The 16,487-nt window shown below is 40.0% G+C and carries 19 protein-coding genes; 9 read left to right on the forward strand and 10 right to left on the reverse strand.

All coding sequences use genetic code 11. From position 1 onward, the window contains the following. Positions 1–71 precede the first annotated feature (71 nt). Genes aqpZ through NY014_RS10805 form a run of 3 tightly spaced genes read left to right on the forward strand, consistent with a single transcriptional unit; the run spans position 72 to position 1,732 of the window. Entirely contained in the window at positions 72–752 is a 681-nt protein-coding gene (gene aqpZ / locus NY014_RS10795; protein ID WP_259414597.1) for an aquaporin Z, read from the forward strand. Between the two features lie 21 nt (positions 753–773). After that, complete coding sequence (locus NY014_RS10800; RefSeq protein ID WP_259414598.1) at positions 774–1,229, forward strand: outer membrane insertion C- signal; 456 nt, start codon at positions 774–776, stop codon at positions 1,227–1,229. Positions 1,230–1,273: 44 nt separating this feature from the next. After that, positions 1,274–1,732 carry a YdeI/OmpD-associated family protein gene (locus tag NY014_RS10805; RefSeq protein ID WP_259414599.1) on the forward strand — a complete coding sequence of 153 codons (459 nt, stop codon included), beginning with the start codon at positions 1,274–1,276 and terminating at the stop codon, positions 1,730–1,732. A gap of 23 nt (positions 1,733–1,755) precedes the next feature. Here the strand turns inward: NY014_RS10805 and NY014_RS10810 are convergent, their stop codons facing one another. The 10 genes from NY014_RS10810 to NY014_RS10855 all read right to left on the reverse strand — a co-directional run bounded on the left by NY014_RS10810 (position 1,756) and on the right by NY014_RS10855 (position 11,706). Further along, on the reverse strand, positions 1,756–4,158 hold the full coding sequence (locus NY014_RS10810) for a TonB-dependent receptor (protein ID WP_259414600.1): 2,403 nt from the start codon (positions 4,156–4,158) through the stop codon (positions 1,756–1,758). Positions 4,159–4,233: 75 nt separating this feature from the next. Further along, on the reverse strand, positions 4,234–4,950 hold the full coding sequence (locus tag NY014_RS10815) for a fatty acid desaturase (protein ID WP_259414601.1): 717 nt from the start codon (positions 4,948–4,950) through the stop codon (positions 4,234–4,236). 19 nt (positions 4,951–4,969) lie between these two features. Continuing rightward, complete coding sequence (locus NY014_RS10820; RefSeq protein WP_259414602.1) at positions 4,970–5,815, reverse strand: 4-hydroxy-3-methylbut-2-enyl diphosphate reductase; 846 nt, start codon at positions 5,813–5,815, stop codon at positions 4,970–4,972. Positions 5,816–5,818: 3 nt separating this feature from the next. Next, positions 5,819–6,529, reverse strand: coding sequence for a lycopene cyclase domain-containing protein (locus NY014_RS10825; protein ID WP_259414603.1), 711 nt, complete (start codon positions 6,527–6,529; stop codon positions 5,819–5,821). Beyond that, the gene (locus tag NY014_RS10830) at positions 6,529–7,371 is read right to left on the reverse strand and encodes a phytoene/squalene synthase family protein (RefSeq protein WP_259414604.1); all 843 of its coding nucleotides are present in this window, start codon (positions 7,369–7,371) and stop codon (positions 6,529–6,531) included. Before NY014_RS10830 ends, NY014_RS10825 begins: the two co-directional genes overlap by 1 nt. Before the next feature lie 21 nt (positions 7,372–7,392). After that, the gene (gene crtID / locus NY014_RS10835) at positions 7,393–8,877 is read right to left on the reverse strand and encodes a bifunctional phytoene desaturase/3,4-desaturase (protein WP_259414605.1); all 1,485 of its coding nucleotides are present in this window, start codon (positions 8,875–8,877) and stop codon (positions 7,393–7,395) included. A 4-nt stretch (positions 8,878–8,881) separates the two neighbouring features. Further along, a complete protein-coding gene (locus NY014_RS10840) occupies positions 8,882–9,394 on the reverse strand; it encodes an RNA polymerase sigma factor (protein ID WP_259414606.1) in 513 nt (170 codons plus the stop codon). A 210-nt stretch (positions 9,395–9,604) separates the two neighbouring features. Further along, positions 9,605–10,501 (reverse strand): MerR family transcriptional regulator, encoded by an 897-nt coding sequence (locus tag NY014_RS10845; RefSeq protein WP_259414607.1) that lies wholly within the window; start codon positions 10,499–10,501, stop codon positions 9,605–9,607. Then, positions 10,498–10,944 carry a sterol desaturase family protein gene (locus tag NY014_RS10850; protein ID WP_259414608.1) on the reverse strand — a complete coding sequence of 149 codons (447 nt, stop codon included), beginning with the start codon at positions 10,942–10,944 and terminating at the stop codon, positions 10,498–10,500. Before NY014_RS10850 ends, NY014_RS10845 begins: the two co-directional genes overlap by 4 nt. Positions 10,945–11,043: 99 nt before the next feature. Next, the gene (locus tag NY014_RS10855; protein WP_259414609.1) at positions 11,044–11,706 is read right to left on the reverse strand and encodes a carotenoid biosynthesis protein; all 663 of its coding nucleotides are present in this window, start codon (positions 11,704–11,706) and stop codon (positions 11,044–11,046) included. Between the two features lie 100 nt (positions 11,707–11,806). Here NY014_RS10855 and NY014_RS10860 point away from each other — a divergent pair, with 100 nt between their 5' ends. The 6 genes from NY014_RS10860 (at position 11,807) to NY014_RS16400 (ending at position 16,158) form a co-directional block, all read left to right on the forward strand. After that, entirely contained in the window at positions 11,807–12,109 is a 303-nt protein-coding gene (locus NY014_RS10860) for a DUF4286 family protein (protein WP_259414610.1), read from the forward strand. Between the two features lie 3 nt (positions 12,110–12,112). Beyond that, positions 12,113–12,577, forward strand: coding sequence for a TspO/MBR family protein (locus tag NY014_RS10865; RefSeq protein WP_259414611.1), 465 nt, complete (start codon positions 12,113–12,115; stop codon positions 12,575–12,577). 90 nt (positions 12,578–12,667) lie between these two features. Then, complete coding sequence (locus NY014_RS10870) at positions 12,668–13,825, forward strand: DUF4221 domain-containing protein (RefSeq protein ID WP_259414612.1); 1,158 nt, start codon at positions 12,668–12,670, stop codon at positions 13,823–13,825. A gap of 9 nt (positions 13,826–13,834) precedes the next feature. After that, complete coding sequence (locus tag NY014_RS10875; protein ID WP_259414613.1) at positions 13,835–14,989, forward strand: DUF4221 domain-containing protein; 1,155 nt, start codon at positions 13,835–13,837, stop codon at positions 14,987–14,989. An 18-nt stretch (positions 14,990–15,007) separates the two neighbouring features. After that, positions 15,008–15,763: a DUF4221 family protein gene (locus NY014_RS16395; protein ID WP_354003175.1), complete on the forward strand. Its 756-nt coding sequence runs from the start codon at positions 15,008–15,010 to the stop codon at positions 15,761–15,763. Positions 15,764–15,795: 32 nt separating this feature from the next. Then, the gene (locus NY014_RS16400) at positions 15,796–16,158 is read left to right on the forward strand and encodes a DUF4221 family protein (protein ID WP_354003176.1); all 363 of its coding nucleotides are present in this window, start codon (positions 15,796–15,798) and stop codon (positions 16,156–16,158) included. Positions 16,159–16,487: the final 329 nt, after the last annotated feature.

The following is a 16,487-nucleotide window of genomic DNA, read 5'->3' on the forward strand; positions in this document are numbered from 1 at the left end:
TTTTTAAAGTAAAAAGGAGAAATCAATAATTAAAAATTTCTATTTTTATTTAAATCAAGAAACAATTTTTTATGAAAAAGCTTTTCGCAGAATTTATTGGAACCTTATGGCTAGTCCTTGGAGGTTGTGGAAGTGCCGTTTTAGCGGCGGGTTTTCCTGAATTAGGAATTGGATTCGTTGGAGTTTCTTTTGCATTTGGTCTTACCGTAGTGACTATGGCATATGCCATCGGCCACATTTCAGGTTGCCATTTGAATCCTGCTGTTTCTGTAGGTCTTTGGATAGGAGGTCGTTTTGATCGCAAAGATTTGGTTCCCTATATCATTGCCCAAGTTTTAGGCGGACTTGCAGGAGCTGGAATTCTTTATCTGATTGCAACCGGAAAGGCAGGAGTGGATATAGGAGGATTTGCCTCCAATGGATTTGGAGAAGCATCACCCGGAGGATATTCAATGATGGCAGCCTTGGTTACTGAAATCGTAATGACCTTTTTCTTTTTAATGGTTATATTAGGATCAACTGATTCCAAAGCACCTGCAGGTTTTGCAGGATTAGCAATTGGATTAGCTTTAGTTTTGATTCATTTAATTAGCATTCCCGTAACGAATACCTCAGTGAATCCAGCAAGAAGTACCTCTCAAGCCTTATTTGCAGGAGGAATTTATCTACAGCAACTATGGCTTTTTTGGATAGCGCCCATAATTGGTGCGATTTTGGCCGGGATTACTTATAAATACATATCAAAAGAATAAATCCACTAATCAATTATTTATATGAAAAAACTAAAATTACTATCCATTTTCTTCTTTCTGACTCTTTTTGTTAGTGTAGAAGCCTATTCTCAAGAGGTAGGTATTCGATTCGGTAATTTCTCTGGAAATAATGTAGCCGTCGACGGAGTATTTGCCTTAGGTGAGTTTTCAAGAATTCACGCCGATGTCAGCTTTGGTGGCGGAGGTGTAGGAATTGATGCACTTTGGAATCCAATTTTCAAGCCTGTTGGCAGCAGTGATTTCAACTGGTATGCAGGTTTTGGTCCATCTTTATTCCTGGGAGATCCATTCACTTTGGGGGCTGCTGGAGAAGTCGGTATAGAATATGCTTTTGCTGATGTTCCGATTACCATTGGTGCTGATTACCGACCTGTATTTGTGATCGTGGAAAACACCCGCTTCGTAGGTGATGGGTTCGGTTTCAACATTCGTTGGCGTTTTGGGCCAAACGATTAAATAATGAATTAGTAAACAGCAGGGTCAAAAGCCCTGCTTTTTTTATGAAAAAAATTTTTGAAGGGATAATCTATCTGGAGAAATTCTCAGGCAAAGGAGGATGGACTTATGCACGAATTCCTCTGACTTTTGAAAAGAAAGGCCATTATTTTGGAATGCGTCAGGTTTCGGGAAAAATTGATGATTATTCATTTGAAAAGAAACACTTGATGCCTCTTGGAGATGGTTCCTTGTTTTTACCTATCTCTAAAGATATCCGAAAAGTGATCAAAAAAGAGGCTGGAGATCCTATCAATCTTCTTTTGGAGAGTCCCGAAACTCCAAATGCAGCTCCTGAAGAATTAATCGCCTGTCTTAAAGACTACCCCGGGAAATTCGAAGCATTTTTGGATTTAGAAGCAAAGGAAAAGTCTGACTGGCTTGAGTTTATTTATTCTTCAAATACAGAAAATCAAAAAGCCGAAAGAATCATTCAGCTACTTGATACACTTGGAATCAAGTAAAAAATGGATTCTTTCGGCTTAAATTAAAACTCTACGATTATTCCAATCGTCGGCAAGATTGTCCCAGCCGTATTTTCAATTTCCTTCAATTGATATCTTGAAGGATCATTTGGATTGATCAAAATATCTCCGGCATCATTTCTAACTGGAACCAATAATGGTGCTTGAAGCGCTTCAAAATTGTAAGCATTCTGAATGTCTAAGTACCAGTTCAAATTCCAATTCTTGAAATAGTACTTCTTGTCAATCCGCAAATCCAGTTGGTGAAATGCTGGCAGGCGCTCCCCATTGATATTATCAAAATCCAAAATAGCCTGATTTCGCAGATCCCAATTACTGATTAGTGAGGACTCTTCTAAATCATAAGGCGTGTAAGGCGTTCCTCCCAAGTATCTCCACCGTGCACCGACTTCCCAATTTTTGGAAAATCGCTTTCCTGCTGTCAAGCTCACAATCACCCTATTGTCCCAAGAAGATGGAATGAACCCATCCGTATTTGGGTTGGTAAATTCACTTCTCACCAAGGTCAAAGCTGCTATTCCATAAAAATCCTGGAATAGACGCTGCTGAGCCAAAAACTCAAGTCCATAGGCTCTTCCTTCGGAATTGGAAACAACCGGTTCATTTCCAATCACTCCAAAATCAGCTCCTAAATTTGCCAATGAAATTCCATTTCGGATGGAGGAGGGATAATTGGAATATTTCTTATAAAAGCCTTCTACTGTAAATCGCCTGTTTTTCTCTGGCTTCAATAACTCAAAGCCAGCAATAAATTGTGTATTACGGATAAAACGAACATCATTTTCTTGATTTACTAGATTGCCTTCATTATCCCGATATCCTAAAACCGTATAGGGAGGTCTTTGATAATAAATCCCCGTATTGGCAGTCAGAAACAAGTTCGGCTTCAATTGATAGGAAACGGAAAACCGAGGACTGATTTGATTCAAAGGATTTTGGGCTGTCTCTCCAAAATCAGCACCATCTACCCGAATTCCTCCTGAAAGCAATAATCGTTCACCATCCAAAGTCCTACTTCCAGAAACAAATGCTCCATAGGAATTGAAATTCGAGGTTGCCTCCACATCAATGACTTGACCTGTTCCAGCCAAAGTAGCCCGATCAAAATTGTCGATGAAATAGCGGGAATACTCATAATTCACTCCATATTTCAAGGTATAGCCACTTCCAAAAATGGAATTTTCAGCCCGGAATTTATTTTCCGATTCTTGAGACAGGTAATCAAACAAGAGATTATCCTCGCTACTTTCGTCATTATTGGAATACTTAAAGGAATGATTGTTTAGCATATTTCGACTGAGGACAAAAGTCCAAAAACCATTTTCCCGGAAGCGCTTTAGCTTTAATCCCGTAGCATAATTCCATTGCTCCTGTATCGGCAATACATCCAAAAGGTACAAGCGATTTTCCCGCTCTTCCTCTGTTTCATCATCCGGGATATCCTGATTCAGGACAAAATTGTCAATCGCTCCCACACCCAAAAATGTCAATTCCGTTTTGTCATTCAACTTGGTAGTTGTCTTGACCTGAAAATCATTGAATGTCGGCAAAAAGGGTAAACCCAAAAGACGAAATAATCCCTGCAAATAAGAGCGTCGGGCTGAAAGTAGGTAGGTCGTATTTTCTCCAATAGGACCTTCATTAGAGAGGGTCAATTCTGAAGCTCCAACCGTCAACTGAGTAAACATCTCATCCCGTCTTCCTTCCTTGAGCTGAATCTCGAAGAAAGAACTCAGCGAATTCATCCGATTGGCAGGAAAACCGCCAGTTATGACATCGACATTTTTGATCAAATTCACATTGAGAAGCCCAACTGGACCGCCGGAAGAACCTTGCGTTGCAAAGTGATTGATCACCGGTACTTCGATCTCATCAATAAAGAATTTGTTTTCGTTTGGAGCTCCTCCACGGATCAAAATATCATTCCGAAAACTTGGGGTACTTGCTACCCCAGGAAGAGCCTGAATTACCCTGGAGATATCCCGATTTCCTCCAGGATAGCGTTCAATTTCATTGGTATTTAATCTCCTGACAGATAAAGGTGTTTCTTCTGATCTAGAAAACTCAGAACTAACCACTACCTCATTCAACTCGGAAGCATCCTCTAGCAATTCAAAATCCAATTGAATGGCTTTCGCCTGACTAATCTGAATTTCGTATTTAGTGGAGGTTTTATAGCCTACAAAACTTGCGCGAACATTATATAGTCCGGGAGGAATGCCTTGGATTTCATAGTTACCATCCTCATCCGAAATCGCACCCAATTCTGTATCCAAGATCAAAATATTTGCGAAGGCAATGGGCTCATTATTGACCGGATTGAATATCCTTCCTCGTATGACACCCTGTCCAAATAAGTCCAGAGTCAGAAAAAGCAAAACAAATGAGAGTAGTTTTGATTTCATAGTTGGTTTTTTAGATACTATGAAAATCAATTTGGCTTAGGATGGTTTCAAAAACTTAAAAGATTTTGACATAAATCATCGAAAATCGGCTGTTTGTTTCTCTTTTACCTTCCAAAGTCTCCACCAAGGTGTGCCTGGTGAATCATGATGTTCATAGTGATAACCGAAAAAATAACAGCTTAAAAATGCCCAAAGATGATTTTTTGATTGAGAATGAGAATGATGAATGTTATCGCTTTCACCACGATGAGGAAGGTAGGTTCCAAAATAGAATAACTGAAGCGTGGAAAGCACGGCTGGTAGCATCCAGAAAACAATCAGGTTTTCGGTAGGAAGAAAAAGCTTTAAAATATTGAATGTGACCGCCATCAATAAGATTTGAAAAAAAGTCACATACTGCTTGATAAAGGAGAAATACCAAATAAAGAAATTGCCGGAAGGATGATAATCCGGATCCTGATCTGTTGCTACGTGACGGTGATGTTCATGATGCTTAGGAAAAAGTTTCCAATAGAAATTAAAGGAAAAAAGGATGGCAGCTATCCAGCCAGTAACATGATTTAATCGCTTATTACTAGAAACTACCCCATGCATTGCATCGTGTGCAGTGATAAACAATCCTGTGTAGAGATGCATTTGGACAAGTATCCCCAAATAGGTCAAAGGAGACTTCCAATTAAGATCAAAATTCAGCCAAAAAATCAAACTAAGAGTCCATAGCACAATTATAGACCAACCAATAATCAGCCCCTTGGGATCAACTTTTTTGGAAATTGTCTGAGTAACCGCCATGAAAAAGGCATTCAGATTTTTAGAAGGTAAGAATTCGCTCCCGAACTTGCTCCATCAGCCACATAGGAGTGGAAGTAGCTCCGCAGATTCCTACTGAATCATTTGCATCAAACCAGGATTCCTCGATTTGATCAGGGTTGGAAACGAAGTAAGTGTTCGGGTTTTTGTCTTTGCAGACATTGTAAAGCACCTTCCCATTAGATGATTTGGTTCCGCTGACAAAGACAATTTTATTGTATTTGTCTGCAAACTCCCGGAGTTCCTTGTCCCGGTTTGAGACCTGTCTACAAATGGTATCGTTGGTATTTACAGTAATTCCATTTTCCCGAAGCACTTCATTGATTTCGTAGAATTTATCCGTGCTCTTGGTAGTTTGGCTGTAAAGCGTCAGATTCTTAGGAAGGGAAGGAATGTCCAGTTCTGAGATATCCTGAAAGACCACTGCTTTATTATTGGTCTGCCCAAGCAACCCAATTACCTCTGCATGCCCATGCTTTCCGTAGATATAAATCGTCTCGTCCTTATCAAAGGAATTCTTGATTCGATTCTGCAATTTCAATACGACAGGACAGGAAGCGTCAATCAGGGTAAGGTTATTTTGTATAGCCAATTCATAAGTTGATGGCGGCTCCCCATGGGCACGAATCAATACTTTTTCATTCGTGAGCTGCTTGAGCTCCTGATGATCAATGATTCTGAGGCCTTTTCGAGTTAGCCGACTTACTTCCTCATCGTTGTGAACAATATCTCCCAAACAATAGAGATATCCTTGTTCATCCAAAATCTCCTCTGCCATTTCGATGGCATAGACCACTCCGAAACAGAAGCCTGAGTGTTGGTCGATTTCTACATGGAGATTCTTCATAGGCTATAAACTTTTGACAGAATGAAATGTTTTTGCGCTTCGAATTGCTTCAAAGAAACTGACATTCATCAATAGCAATGTCATGGAATAAATACTGTCCTCGATGGGAACAGTCCAAATGCGAATGCCTAAGTTTTCGGCATTATTGTATATCACTACCGGCTCATCTGTAATTCCACCCGTTAGGATACCATTACACAGAAAAAACGGAATCAAATGAACCAAGTAAGCAAAGAGAAATTTCCCTAAATACTTATCGTTAAATATCAGAAAATGAACCAATAAGGCAATACCTCCGACCAAAAAATTAACGGATGTGTACCATTTATCCAAATGCAAAAGAGCGAATCCAATCAGGAAAGGAACCATGATATACACAAAAGGCTTACCCCAATCGCGCAAAGGATCTTTCGGGAAAAAGTAAATCAACACCTCGTAAATAAAGAGGCAGGCAAAGGGAATCACAAAGAAGAAAAGCCACTCCTCCACCGGAAGATTCAAGAGATATAAGCCAGAAATATAGGTGGGATTGAATTCCCATACACCGATATCCGTAAACCAAACATCCCAAATCAAAAAGAATGCTGCGGTAATGAGCATTCCGGGGAAAATCTGACCCCATTTGGAAGCATAGCGAATTCGGTGCTCGAAGGATTGCGCCAAGGGATAGGATATGGCAAAAAGCAAAACTCCGAAATACAGGTACTTCTCCATTAGCTAATGCCCAGTTTGGTTCCAAAATAGGTCCCTACCAATAAGGATAGCTTTTTGGTATTCGGAATTCGTATGCGTCGCTGTGTAATTGTCTCGGCGGGTAAGCCTTTAATTTTGTCAAAAAGCTTCTGATAGTATAAGTAAGCGACTTTTACTCCCAATTTAGCTCCCTCGGGCAAGGCTTCGATCCCAACCAAAGCATCATCAAAGTCCTTTTGAATATCTTTTTCAATCTCTTCTTTTACACTTCGATTAAAAAGCTGAAAATCCACTCCCGGGAAATAAACTCGGCCTCGTTCTTCGTAATCACTTTTCAAATCACGGAGGAAATTGACTTTTTGAAAAGCTGCTCCCAATTTACAAGCAGGTTCTTTTAAGCGCTCGTATTGGGCCGTATCCTCTCCACAAAATACTTTCAAGCACATCAAACCAACTACTTCAGCAGACCCATAGATATACTCATTGTAGCGAGAATCATTGTAGGTCTTGAAGTCCAAGTCCATTTCCATGCTATGCAAAAATGCCTCGATGAGATCCAATCCAATCTGATACTGATTGACGATCAATTGAAAGGCATGCAAGACTGGATTTAAAGAGATTTTCTTTTCAATGGCCTCATAGGTATCAGCCTTGAAGCGTTCCAAAAGACCTGCTTTATCCTGATCGTGAAAAGTATCAACAATCTCATCTGCATAGCGGACGAACCCATAGATGGCATAAATCGGTAAATGAAACTTTTTATCCAAGGTTTTAATCCCTAGGGTAAAGCTTGTGCTATATCGCTGAGTGATCAAGCGACTGCACTCGAGCGTGGTTTGATCAAAAAGTTTCTTAGCGTCCATTGCTATAATATACCCATTTATTTACAGATTGTTTTCTTTCATCACTTCTCTTGCCACAACTCCCCCAGAAATCAAAGATGGAGGAACGCCTGGTCCGGGGACAGTGAGCTGACCTGTGTAATACAGATTTTTGACCTTTTTGTTTTTTAAAGAAGGCTTCAAAATCGCCGTTTGCGTCAAAGTATTGGCTAATCCGTAAGCATTTCCTTTGAATGCGTGATAATCAGATTTGAAATCAGAATGCGCATAAGATCGCTTATAGATAATATGTGAGCGGATTTCCTGACCCGTAATTTCTTCCAAACGATCCATAATCACATTGAAATATTTTTCCCGCATTTCTTCCCCGTCCTCTAAATCTGGTGCCAAAGGAATCAACAAGAACATATTTTCTTTTCCTTCAGGAGCTACAGTTGGATCTGTTACAGAAGGAACAGACGCATAAAATAGCGGTTTTTCAGGCCATCTAGGGTTCTTGTAAATCGCATCGGCATGAGGCCCCAAAGGCTCATCAAAGAATAAATTATGGTGCCGAAGGTTTTTAAGCTTTTTGTCAATTCCCAAATAGAACAATAAACTGGAAGGAGCCATTACCCGCTTGTCCCAGTAATCATCAGAATAATTACTGTATTTCGGATTGACGAGATGCTTATCCACATGATGGTAGTCTGCACCGGCAACAACTACGTCAGCATCGATTTTTTCTCCAGAAACCAATCGAACGCGCTTGGCGACTCCATGTTCGATTTCAATCTCCTCCACTTCCGCATCATAGCGGATTTCTACTCCCTTTTCTTCTGCCAACTCAACCATCCCTTTGATGATTTCGTGCATGCCTTTTTTAGGGTACCAAGTACCCAAGGCGATATCTGCATAATTCATCAAAGAATAAAGAGCAGGGATATTTTCGGCTGTTTCACCCAAGAACAAAACCGGGAATTCCATCAGGCGGATAATTTCTTCGGATTTAAAAAACTTCCGTACGTGTTTTGCCATGGACTGGAAAATATCCATTCGAATCATGTCCACCAATAAACCCAGGGAAGTAAATTCGAATAAAGAGCGGCTTGGTTTTTCCACCAAATCATGAATCCCTACCTCATATTTGTATTTGGCTTGAGCCAAAAACTTGTCTAGTTGATTACCGGCACCAGGCTCCAATTTATCCAACATGGACTTAAACTCATCCAAATTGGCCGGGATATCCAGAACCCGGTCTTTCCCATAAACAACCGCATAGGAAGGATCAAGTCGAATTAAGTCATAAAAATCAGAAGGCTTTTTACCAAATTTTCCAAAATAGTCCTCGAAAACGTCTGGCATCCAATACCAACTGGGACCCATGTCAAAAACAAACCCCTGGTGCTCGAACTTACGGGCTCGTCCACCGGGGGTACTGTTTTTTTCTACTATGGTGACTTTACAACTTTTACTCGTAGCAAGATGGGTGGCTGCAGATAATCCGGCAAAACCCGAACCGATGACCACCACATGTTTCTGATTCATAGGATCAATTTTTGTGTCTGTACACTACCAATTCTTCCTTGAGTAGCTTTCTGGCAATATGAATCCTATTTTTGACAGTTCCAATGGGAATCTGAAGCTTATCTGCGATTTCATGATACTTGAAGCCGCGGAAATGCATCATAAATGGAGTTTTATAAACATCATCCAAATTTTCAATAGCTAGAGTGATATCATCCATGGCAAAATTGCCATACGCTCCATTCTCAATTTGAGAATCACTGGAGTTGATGTAATGCAAATTATCTGTGGTATCAACAAAAGTTCCTCGACGCACCATTCGCTGATAGTTGGTGATGAAGGTATTCTTCATAATGGTATACAACCAAGCCTTCAAGTTGGTGCCCTCCGTAAATTTATCGCGATTAGTGAACGCTTTGACCATTGTATCTTGCAAAAGGTCATTAGCATCGTCCATATCACGGGTCAACTTCAGCGCAAATGGCTTCAGTGTACTAGACAATTTGTTTAGTGAATAACTGAATTCTAGAGTTGTCATGGCTGTGGAGTTATTTTGTTTAACCAAAGCTAGTAATCATTAAACAAAATCAAAACATTTTGTCTAATTATTTTCTTTTTTTGTTAAACAAAATCAAATCAGCCTTTATAAAATCTGGGCGAATGGAGAATTTTAGGGCTAAACGGCAAAAAAAAGACAGTTTTTTCAAACTGTCTCTTGTTTAAGTTTTTGTTAAATTTCTTCAACCAATTACTTTTCCTGAGGAATGCGCTCGATCTCTTCCAATAAATCCTTGACATCCCGAATGTAATTCAGCTGTTCGACATTGGAAGGAAGCTTCAAATCCTGACCGATCACCTGATAGCCAGAGATTAAAATCTTGGCATCTTTGAATCGCTCCGCCAAAGCATCTATATATTCCTGCACGTATTCAGCACTTGGTGAGGTAGTGACAACAGTCATCAAATATTCCGGCTGATGCAATTTATATACAGCCAAAAGATCATCATTGGGAGTGCTTTGTCCCAAATAGATCACTTTATGCCCTTTGCTCTTTATTAAATAAGTCGCAAAAAGGATAGCGATTTCATGCAACTCACCTTCTGGAAGGAATAACAAGAACTTCTTACCTCCACCATTAGTCAGCTGACCATCAATCGCCACTATGAGTTTTTGTCTGACCAAATTGGAGATAAAATGCTCTTGAGCTGGATTAATAGCACCCGTTTGCCATAGAACTCCAATCTTGGACATGAATGGGTATATAATATTGAGCATGGTCTGCTCAAAGCCCAATTTGAGAATGTTGGAAGAAAGGATTTTATCAAATCGCTCCTCATCCATTTCTATCATGCAAAGCGTCAAAGCATGAATCTGATCATCATGTGTAAGCGATCGCTCTGTAAGCTTCATCACCTCTTCGCGAATCTCCCGCTCATCCATGGAAGCGATTTTGCTGATCTTGAATCCGTTGTCATTCAGCAATGCCACATTCAAAATCAACTTAAGATCGGCATCATCATAATACCGAATATTCGTATCCGTCCGCTTTGGACTCAACAAATTGTATCGTTGCTCCCAAATCCGAAGCGTATGGGCTTTAATCCCGGAAAGCTGTTCTAAATCCTTAATTGAATAACTGCTCACTTTTCTTCCTTTTTAAAGAATTCCTTTGGAACAATAAAAAGGCCAAATGAAACTGCATCTTCCTTCTTATTAGTCCGGTGATGTGCCTGATGCGCCCGAAATATCCCTTTCAAAAAAGAATTTTTTGGCCGATCAAACCATTTTAATCTACGATGAACCAACACGTCATGAAGAAAGAAATAGGAAATGCCATAAACGCTAATACCTACTCCAATCCAGAAGCGATAGTCCAAACTCTCCATTCCAAGGAAAATCAACACAACCGCAACACTTCCAAATCCCAATGAAAACAGATCATTTAATTCAAAAAATGATTTGGAAGGCTGATGGTGAGTTTTGTGTATCACCCACAACGGCCCATGCATGAGGTACTTGTGAATAAACCATCCAGCAAGTTCCATGAGAAGAAATCCCAAGAATGTAAACCCGATAGCTTCAAACATCTTTTATCTATTCGATAGAGTTTTCCTTTTGTTATAATCCAACAACCTGCCAGACTGTTTAAAATAGTGATAAGAAAATTTCATGATTTTACTCAGCAATTACAATACCGTGAAATTCAGAAGTGTGAAAAAAGCTACCAAAGTCAATAGTAACAACAAGGCCACAGGGTTGTATTTTTCGAAATTCGCTTTCCTGAAAATAAGGTGAATGATATAGGAAACTCCAAACCATCCGATGTAATTCCCCACTGGAATGATATCAAATTTCCAATACCAGAAATCCAAAGCCACTGCTACAGGCTCCATTATGTAATCTAAGGCAGTCATGGCAAAAGCTCCCAAAAATGCCGCATAATAATCATTAGGAACCTTGTGAAATACCGAACCGGTCAAGTAAGCAAGGATAAACCAATTGACTCCGATAATCACGGGGACTTCCCATAGTTTAGGCCCTAATGTCGGACCATAGACATAATCCCCAAATAAGTAACCAGTGTGAATTCCGATTAATTCCGCTCCAAAACCAATCCAAAAGGCCGCTGCTGCGAAAATAGGGAAGGCATCTGTCCAGCCACGATGAAATAACAAAATGATCACCAAAGTGGACAGCAACTGAACCGGCGTCAAAGACAAAAACCAATCTTGATACTCCGGAATACTTAGCCCCACTAGCCCCACCACATGGAGAACCAAAATGACAATCTTGGCGATAGTTAATCGAAGTTGGTAGGAGCTACCTCGCTCGGGTACTACTTTGTGCATGGCAGTGCTTGGATTGGGGAAATTATATTTTCAGTTCGGGATTCCTAACTTTGCAAAACGTAATTTGTTGACAAAGGAAAGTAAATAATCGAAAAAAAGGATGATTCTATATAATGTAACCATCAACGTAACCCCTGAAATCGAGTCGGATTTTATTCAATGGATGCGGGAAACGCATATTCCTGAGGTCATGGCGACAGGACTTTTTTCTGAGCATAAGTTCCTCCGCCTTCTTCATGAGGCAGATGATGGAAGCACCAATTATGCCGTACAGTTCTTCACAGAGAGCCTCAAGCATATGGAAGATTATGAAAAAAACTTTGCTCCGGCACTTCGGGCCAAAACTCTGGAACGCTATCAGGACAAAGCTCTTGCCTTCCGAACTTTACTAGAAATTCTCTAAGCCATGCCCAATTGGCTCAAATTGATCATCAGCCTGGCACTTCCACAAATCGTGGGAGGAACCGGGGCCTACTTTACCATTACCTCCATCGGAAGCTGGTACCAAACTATTAACAAACCAAGCTTCAATCCACCCAATTGGCTCTTCGGTCCTGTTTGGACTACACTTTATATTTTAATGGGGATATCCTGTTATCTGATTTGGGAAAGTGATCATCCCCATAAGAAAAGTCTTTTGACCCTATATTTTGTACAACTTGCCTTAAATGGTATTTGGTCTCCTGCTTTCTTTGGAATGGAATCCCCTCTTTTAGGTCTTATAATCATTCTACCTCTATTGGTATTGATAATTTTCTGTGTTAAAAAATTCCGCGTGATTTCCCCTTGGGCTTCTGGCCTGATGATTCCTTATTTGCTTTGGGTCAGCTTTGCGAGCGTACTCAATTTCTCAATTTGGTGGCTGAATTAAAGAAATCACAGGTATTAAACGAGTTTAACAATATTTCACTAGTCTTTTAGCATCAATGATTTAGTTTTGAGGGAAATTTCACTGTTTTACATGAAAAAGTACATTTCCCTTTTATCTATTTCTCTGCTTTTTGCCTGTAGCAATGCCAATCAAGAAGGCGAAAATCAATCAGGTTCTTCACAAGCTTACACAGAAAACCAACTCAAAAATCTCCAAATCTCCATAGACACAGTCAGAGTAGACGTAGGCGATGAGATAATTAATGCAACAGCCTATTATGGTTTTGGACTAAGTGAGGATGAGAAAACCATCTATTTTGTAGATGGCATGAATACGGAGGTTCATGCCTACAATTTGCCAGAACTGAAGCTGGAGCGCCGTATTGTTTTTGAAAAAGACGGTCCCAATCAAGCCCCGAATTTTATCAACTTTTTCCAAGTTCTACCCACAGGGGAATTCCTGCTCGCCAATTATAATATTCAAGCGGTTTTCAATGACCAAACTGAAAAAGTTTTAAACATCAAAGCCCAACCAGAAGAATATGATGGATTGGATGAGTCATTGAGCAGTTTGTATGGTTTTATCCATGTAAGCCCTGATAAAAAGTTTGCAATCTCCCGCCCAATAGAATATCGGGATGCTTCCGTCGGCCTCGTCATGATGGATATTGAAAACAAAAAGGGTCAAATTCTTCCCCTTCCAGGATTGGAAATCACCAAGAAATTCAGGTCCTCCTTTTCCCAAGGTGGTGGGACAACAACCATGGGAGATAATGTGATTATTCAGGAAGTTCGCAATCAGCTTGTCATATATTCTGGCAGTACAGCCGACATCTATGTATATGACTGGAAAAGTAAGGAATTGAAATTGATCGAATTTGACCATAAACTGGTGCCTAATCAAAAAAGCGGCGACTTCCCAAGCGAGGCTGGAACGCGAGAGGAATTGATGGAAATCGCTCAAGAAATTCGTTCGCAGGTCTCTTTCATGGGCTTTCTCTGGGATGAAAGCCGGCAGCAATATTTCCGTTTTGCCGTCAAACAAAATGGATTTTTAGAGTCGGGAGAACCTCGGAAGGCAGATTGGTATCTCTTTTCATACGATGAAAATTTCAATCTCCTCGGAGAAACCAAAATCGATCAACTCAATAATTTCTTCTACCAAAGCTTTTTCTACGATGGTAAAATCTACAATTACCTCCCTGTGGAAGAAGACCCAGGATTTGTAATCATGACTTTAAACTTTTAATCCCCATTTATGAAAAATTATCTTTTTCCTATACTCCTTGCCGCTTTGGCCTTTTCCTGCAGCGGAGAACATGAGTCCATGGACTCAAGCAATAACAATATTTTTGAAAACTTCTCCTTTTCAGTAGATACCGTGGTTGTGGACCCTGGAGAAGAGATCATCAATCTTTCCCGTGGCGTAAGGGGAAGTTCACTAGATGAAACCAAGACCTATTTCTATCTATTTGATGAAGCGACCACTCAAATCAATAAAATCAACCTGGATGAATTGGTCTTGGAAGAGCAAATACCTTTTGAAAAAGAAGGTCCGAATGGAATAGGGTCCAACTATATTACTACTTCACGATACATGCCTGGTGAAGAGTTCCTTTTTTCTAATTTTCAATCCACAGGTATTTTTAACAAACAAGGCAAAAAGGTACTCGACTTAACCCTCAAGCCTGAAGAGATCGATATCGAGGGACTAGGAGAAAATGAGAGATTCAATATCACAAGTTCCATCCGTCTATCTCGTGATAGAAAGTGGGCCTATTCACTTCCAAGTGACTTTATGGAAGGAACTACACAGTTGGCGAAAATCAACCTTGAAACCAAAAAAGGCGCTGTACTTCCCATTCCGGCTTTTGATATAGTTGGTGAATACCAAATTCTCATTCAGTCTGGTGACGGCATGAGCATTTATAGAGAAGAAATAGCCTTTCAGGAAATTAATGGCAAGTTTTTTATCTCAGGTGCTACAACTAACAGCATTTATCGATTTGAATCAGGCCAGGATTCCTTGGAGTTATTTGAATATGATTTTTCGCTAGTACCGAATCAAAAAGAAATTCCAATTAGGAAAGAAGTGTCGTCTATGGAGGAATTTAGGTCAGAAATGGAAAAAGCAACAACCCAAATCGGTTTCGAAAAATTGCTTTATGATGAAAAAACCAAACGATTTTTTCGTTTTGGCAGAATTTACGAACCAAGAGAAGACCCAGAGGCCCCAAGAAAGGCTCAGGTATTTCTTTTCGCTTTTGATGAAAACCTAAATTTTTTGGGTGAAACAGAAATTCCACAACTAGACCAAACTCCAAGCAATCCCTTCTTCAAAGACGGCAAACTCTGGTCCTATGTCAATGTAGATGATGAGTTGGGTTTTGCTGTCTTTGATTTTAAGTTTTAATTATTTAAACCAACTATCATGAAAAACCTACCCATTTACTTTTTAATTCTTGCCCTGATTTCCTGCGGAGGGGATCCTGAAAGAACAGGATCCAATCAAAATCTAGAAATCTCCTTCGAAATCGACACCGTGATGGTCGATGCAGGAGACCATTTCTTTTTTGTCCAATACGGTCTGGGGATGTCTGATGTGGATGAAAGTAGAAAGCTCCTATACAACTTCAATAATCAGGACTTTAAGATGGAGATCATTAATCTGGAAAATCTAAAGCTGAAAGAAGTAAAACAATACGAAAAAGAAGGACCCAATGGCATCGGAGGGGGATTTATTATGCGTGTCCAAGTGCTGCCTGATGAAAGTGTGCTGTTTTTTGATTTCAATGGAATCCATCATGTCGCTAAGTCCGGTGAAAAAATTGCCACCTACAAACTAAATGAAATCAATTGGCAAGGAGATGAATTGGGAGATGGCGAAGAAATCAATGTGTCTAGCTTGGACACTCAAGACGGGAAAACATTCTATGGATTCTATGGCACAGAAGGTTTTTTTGACAGCAAAAATTTAGGGATTGCCCAATTCAACCTAAGCGATCAATCGCTACGCTTATTTCCATCTGATTTTTTACAATTCACCTCGGCCTATGAAATCAGTCTAGAGATGAATGGAGGAGGAATGGCAAAGGCTCCGGAGCAAAATCGTGTCCGAATAATAGACGATAGAATCCTAATCACGACCTCTGCAAAAATGAATTATGGGAATGGAATTTGGAGCTAGACAGCTTAATAAGTCGAAATTATGAAAGCCAGTTGAGTTCAAATAGCAAAAAAGGAAATTTTCCCATGCAGGCGAGTTCTCCAGAAGAATTTAGAGAAGCAATGAAGGAAAAAAACAAGGAGGTTAGTTTTGGCCTATTGATCCACGCACCTGACCAAGATACATTTTGGAGAGTTCATCGCGAAATGGATCGGATGACTGCGGGAGACACTATTATTTATAAGAATATCCTTACCGCCTTTGATTCAGAGATTAATCAAGTTGGTGAAACGCTTTTACCCGAACGATTCAACTTTTTCGAACCTGCATTTTATCTCGATGGTAGGTTGTGGAAATTCCTGAATATTGACGATGAAGTGGCTTTTGTGCGGGTGAAGCCGAGTATTTCTGAATAAGGCCTCCCGCAGAGCCGCAAAGTAGCAAAGGTTTAAGATTCGAAATATTAAGGGAGAAAATTTTCCCGCTGAACTACACAGAAAAAGACGCTGATTAATGCGGATCCAGGTTCTCTAGCTATGCTTTTTATCAAAAAAATCAGTGAGCATCCGCGCCACAAATCTGTGAAAATCTGCGGGGAAACTATATCCGATAAAAGCTATGTGCGCTATGATTCTATGTGGTTTAAAAATAGAAGTGAACAATATAGGCACATAGGATAAGTTTAAAACTCTCTCTTCACTTAACATTTTTCTCCCACTGATCGACGCAGAAAAATTCGCAGATT

The sequence above is a fragment of the Algoriphagus limi genome (assembly GCF_024919275.1).
Classification (GTDB): domain Bacteria; phylum Bacteroidota; class Bacteroidia; order Cytophagales; family Cyclobacteriaceae; genus Algoriphagus; species Algoriphagus limi.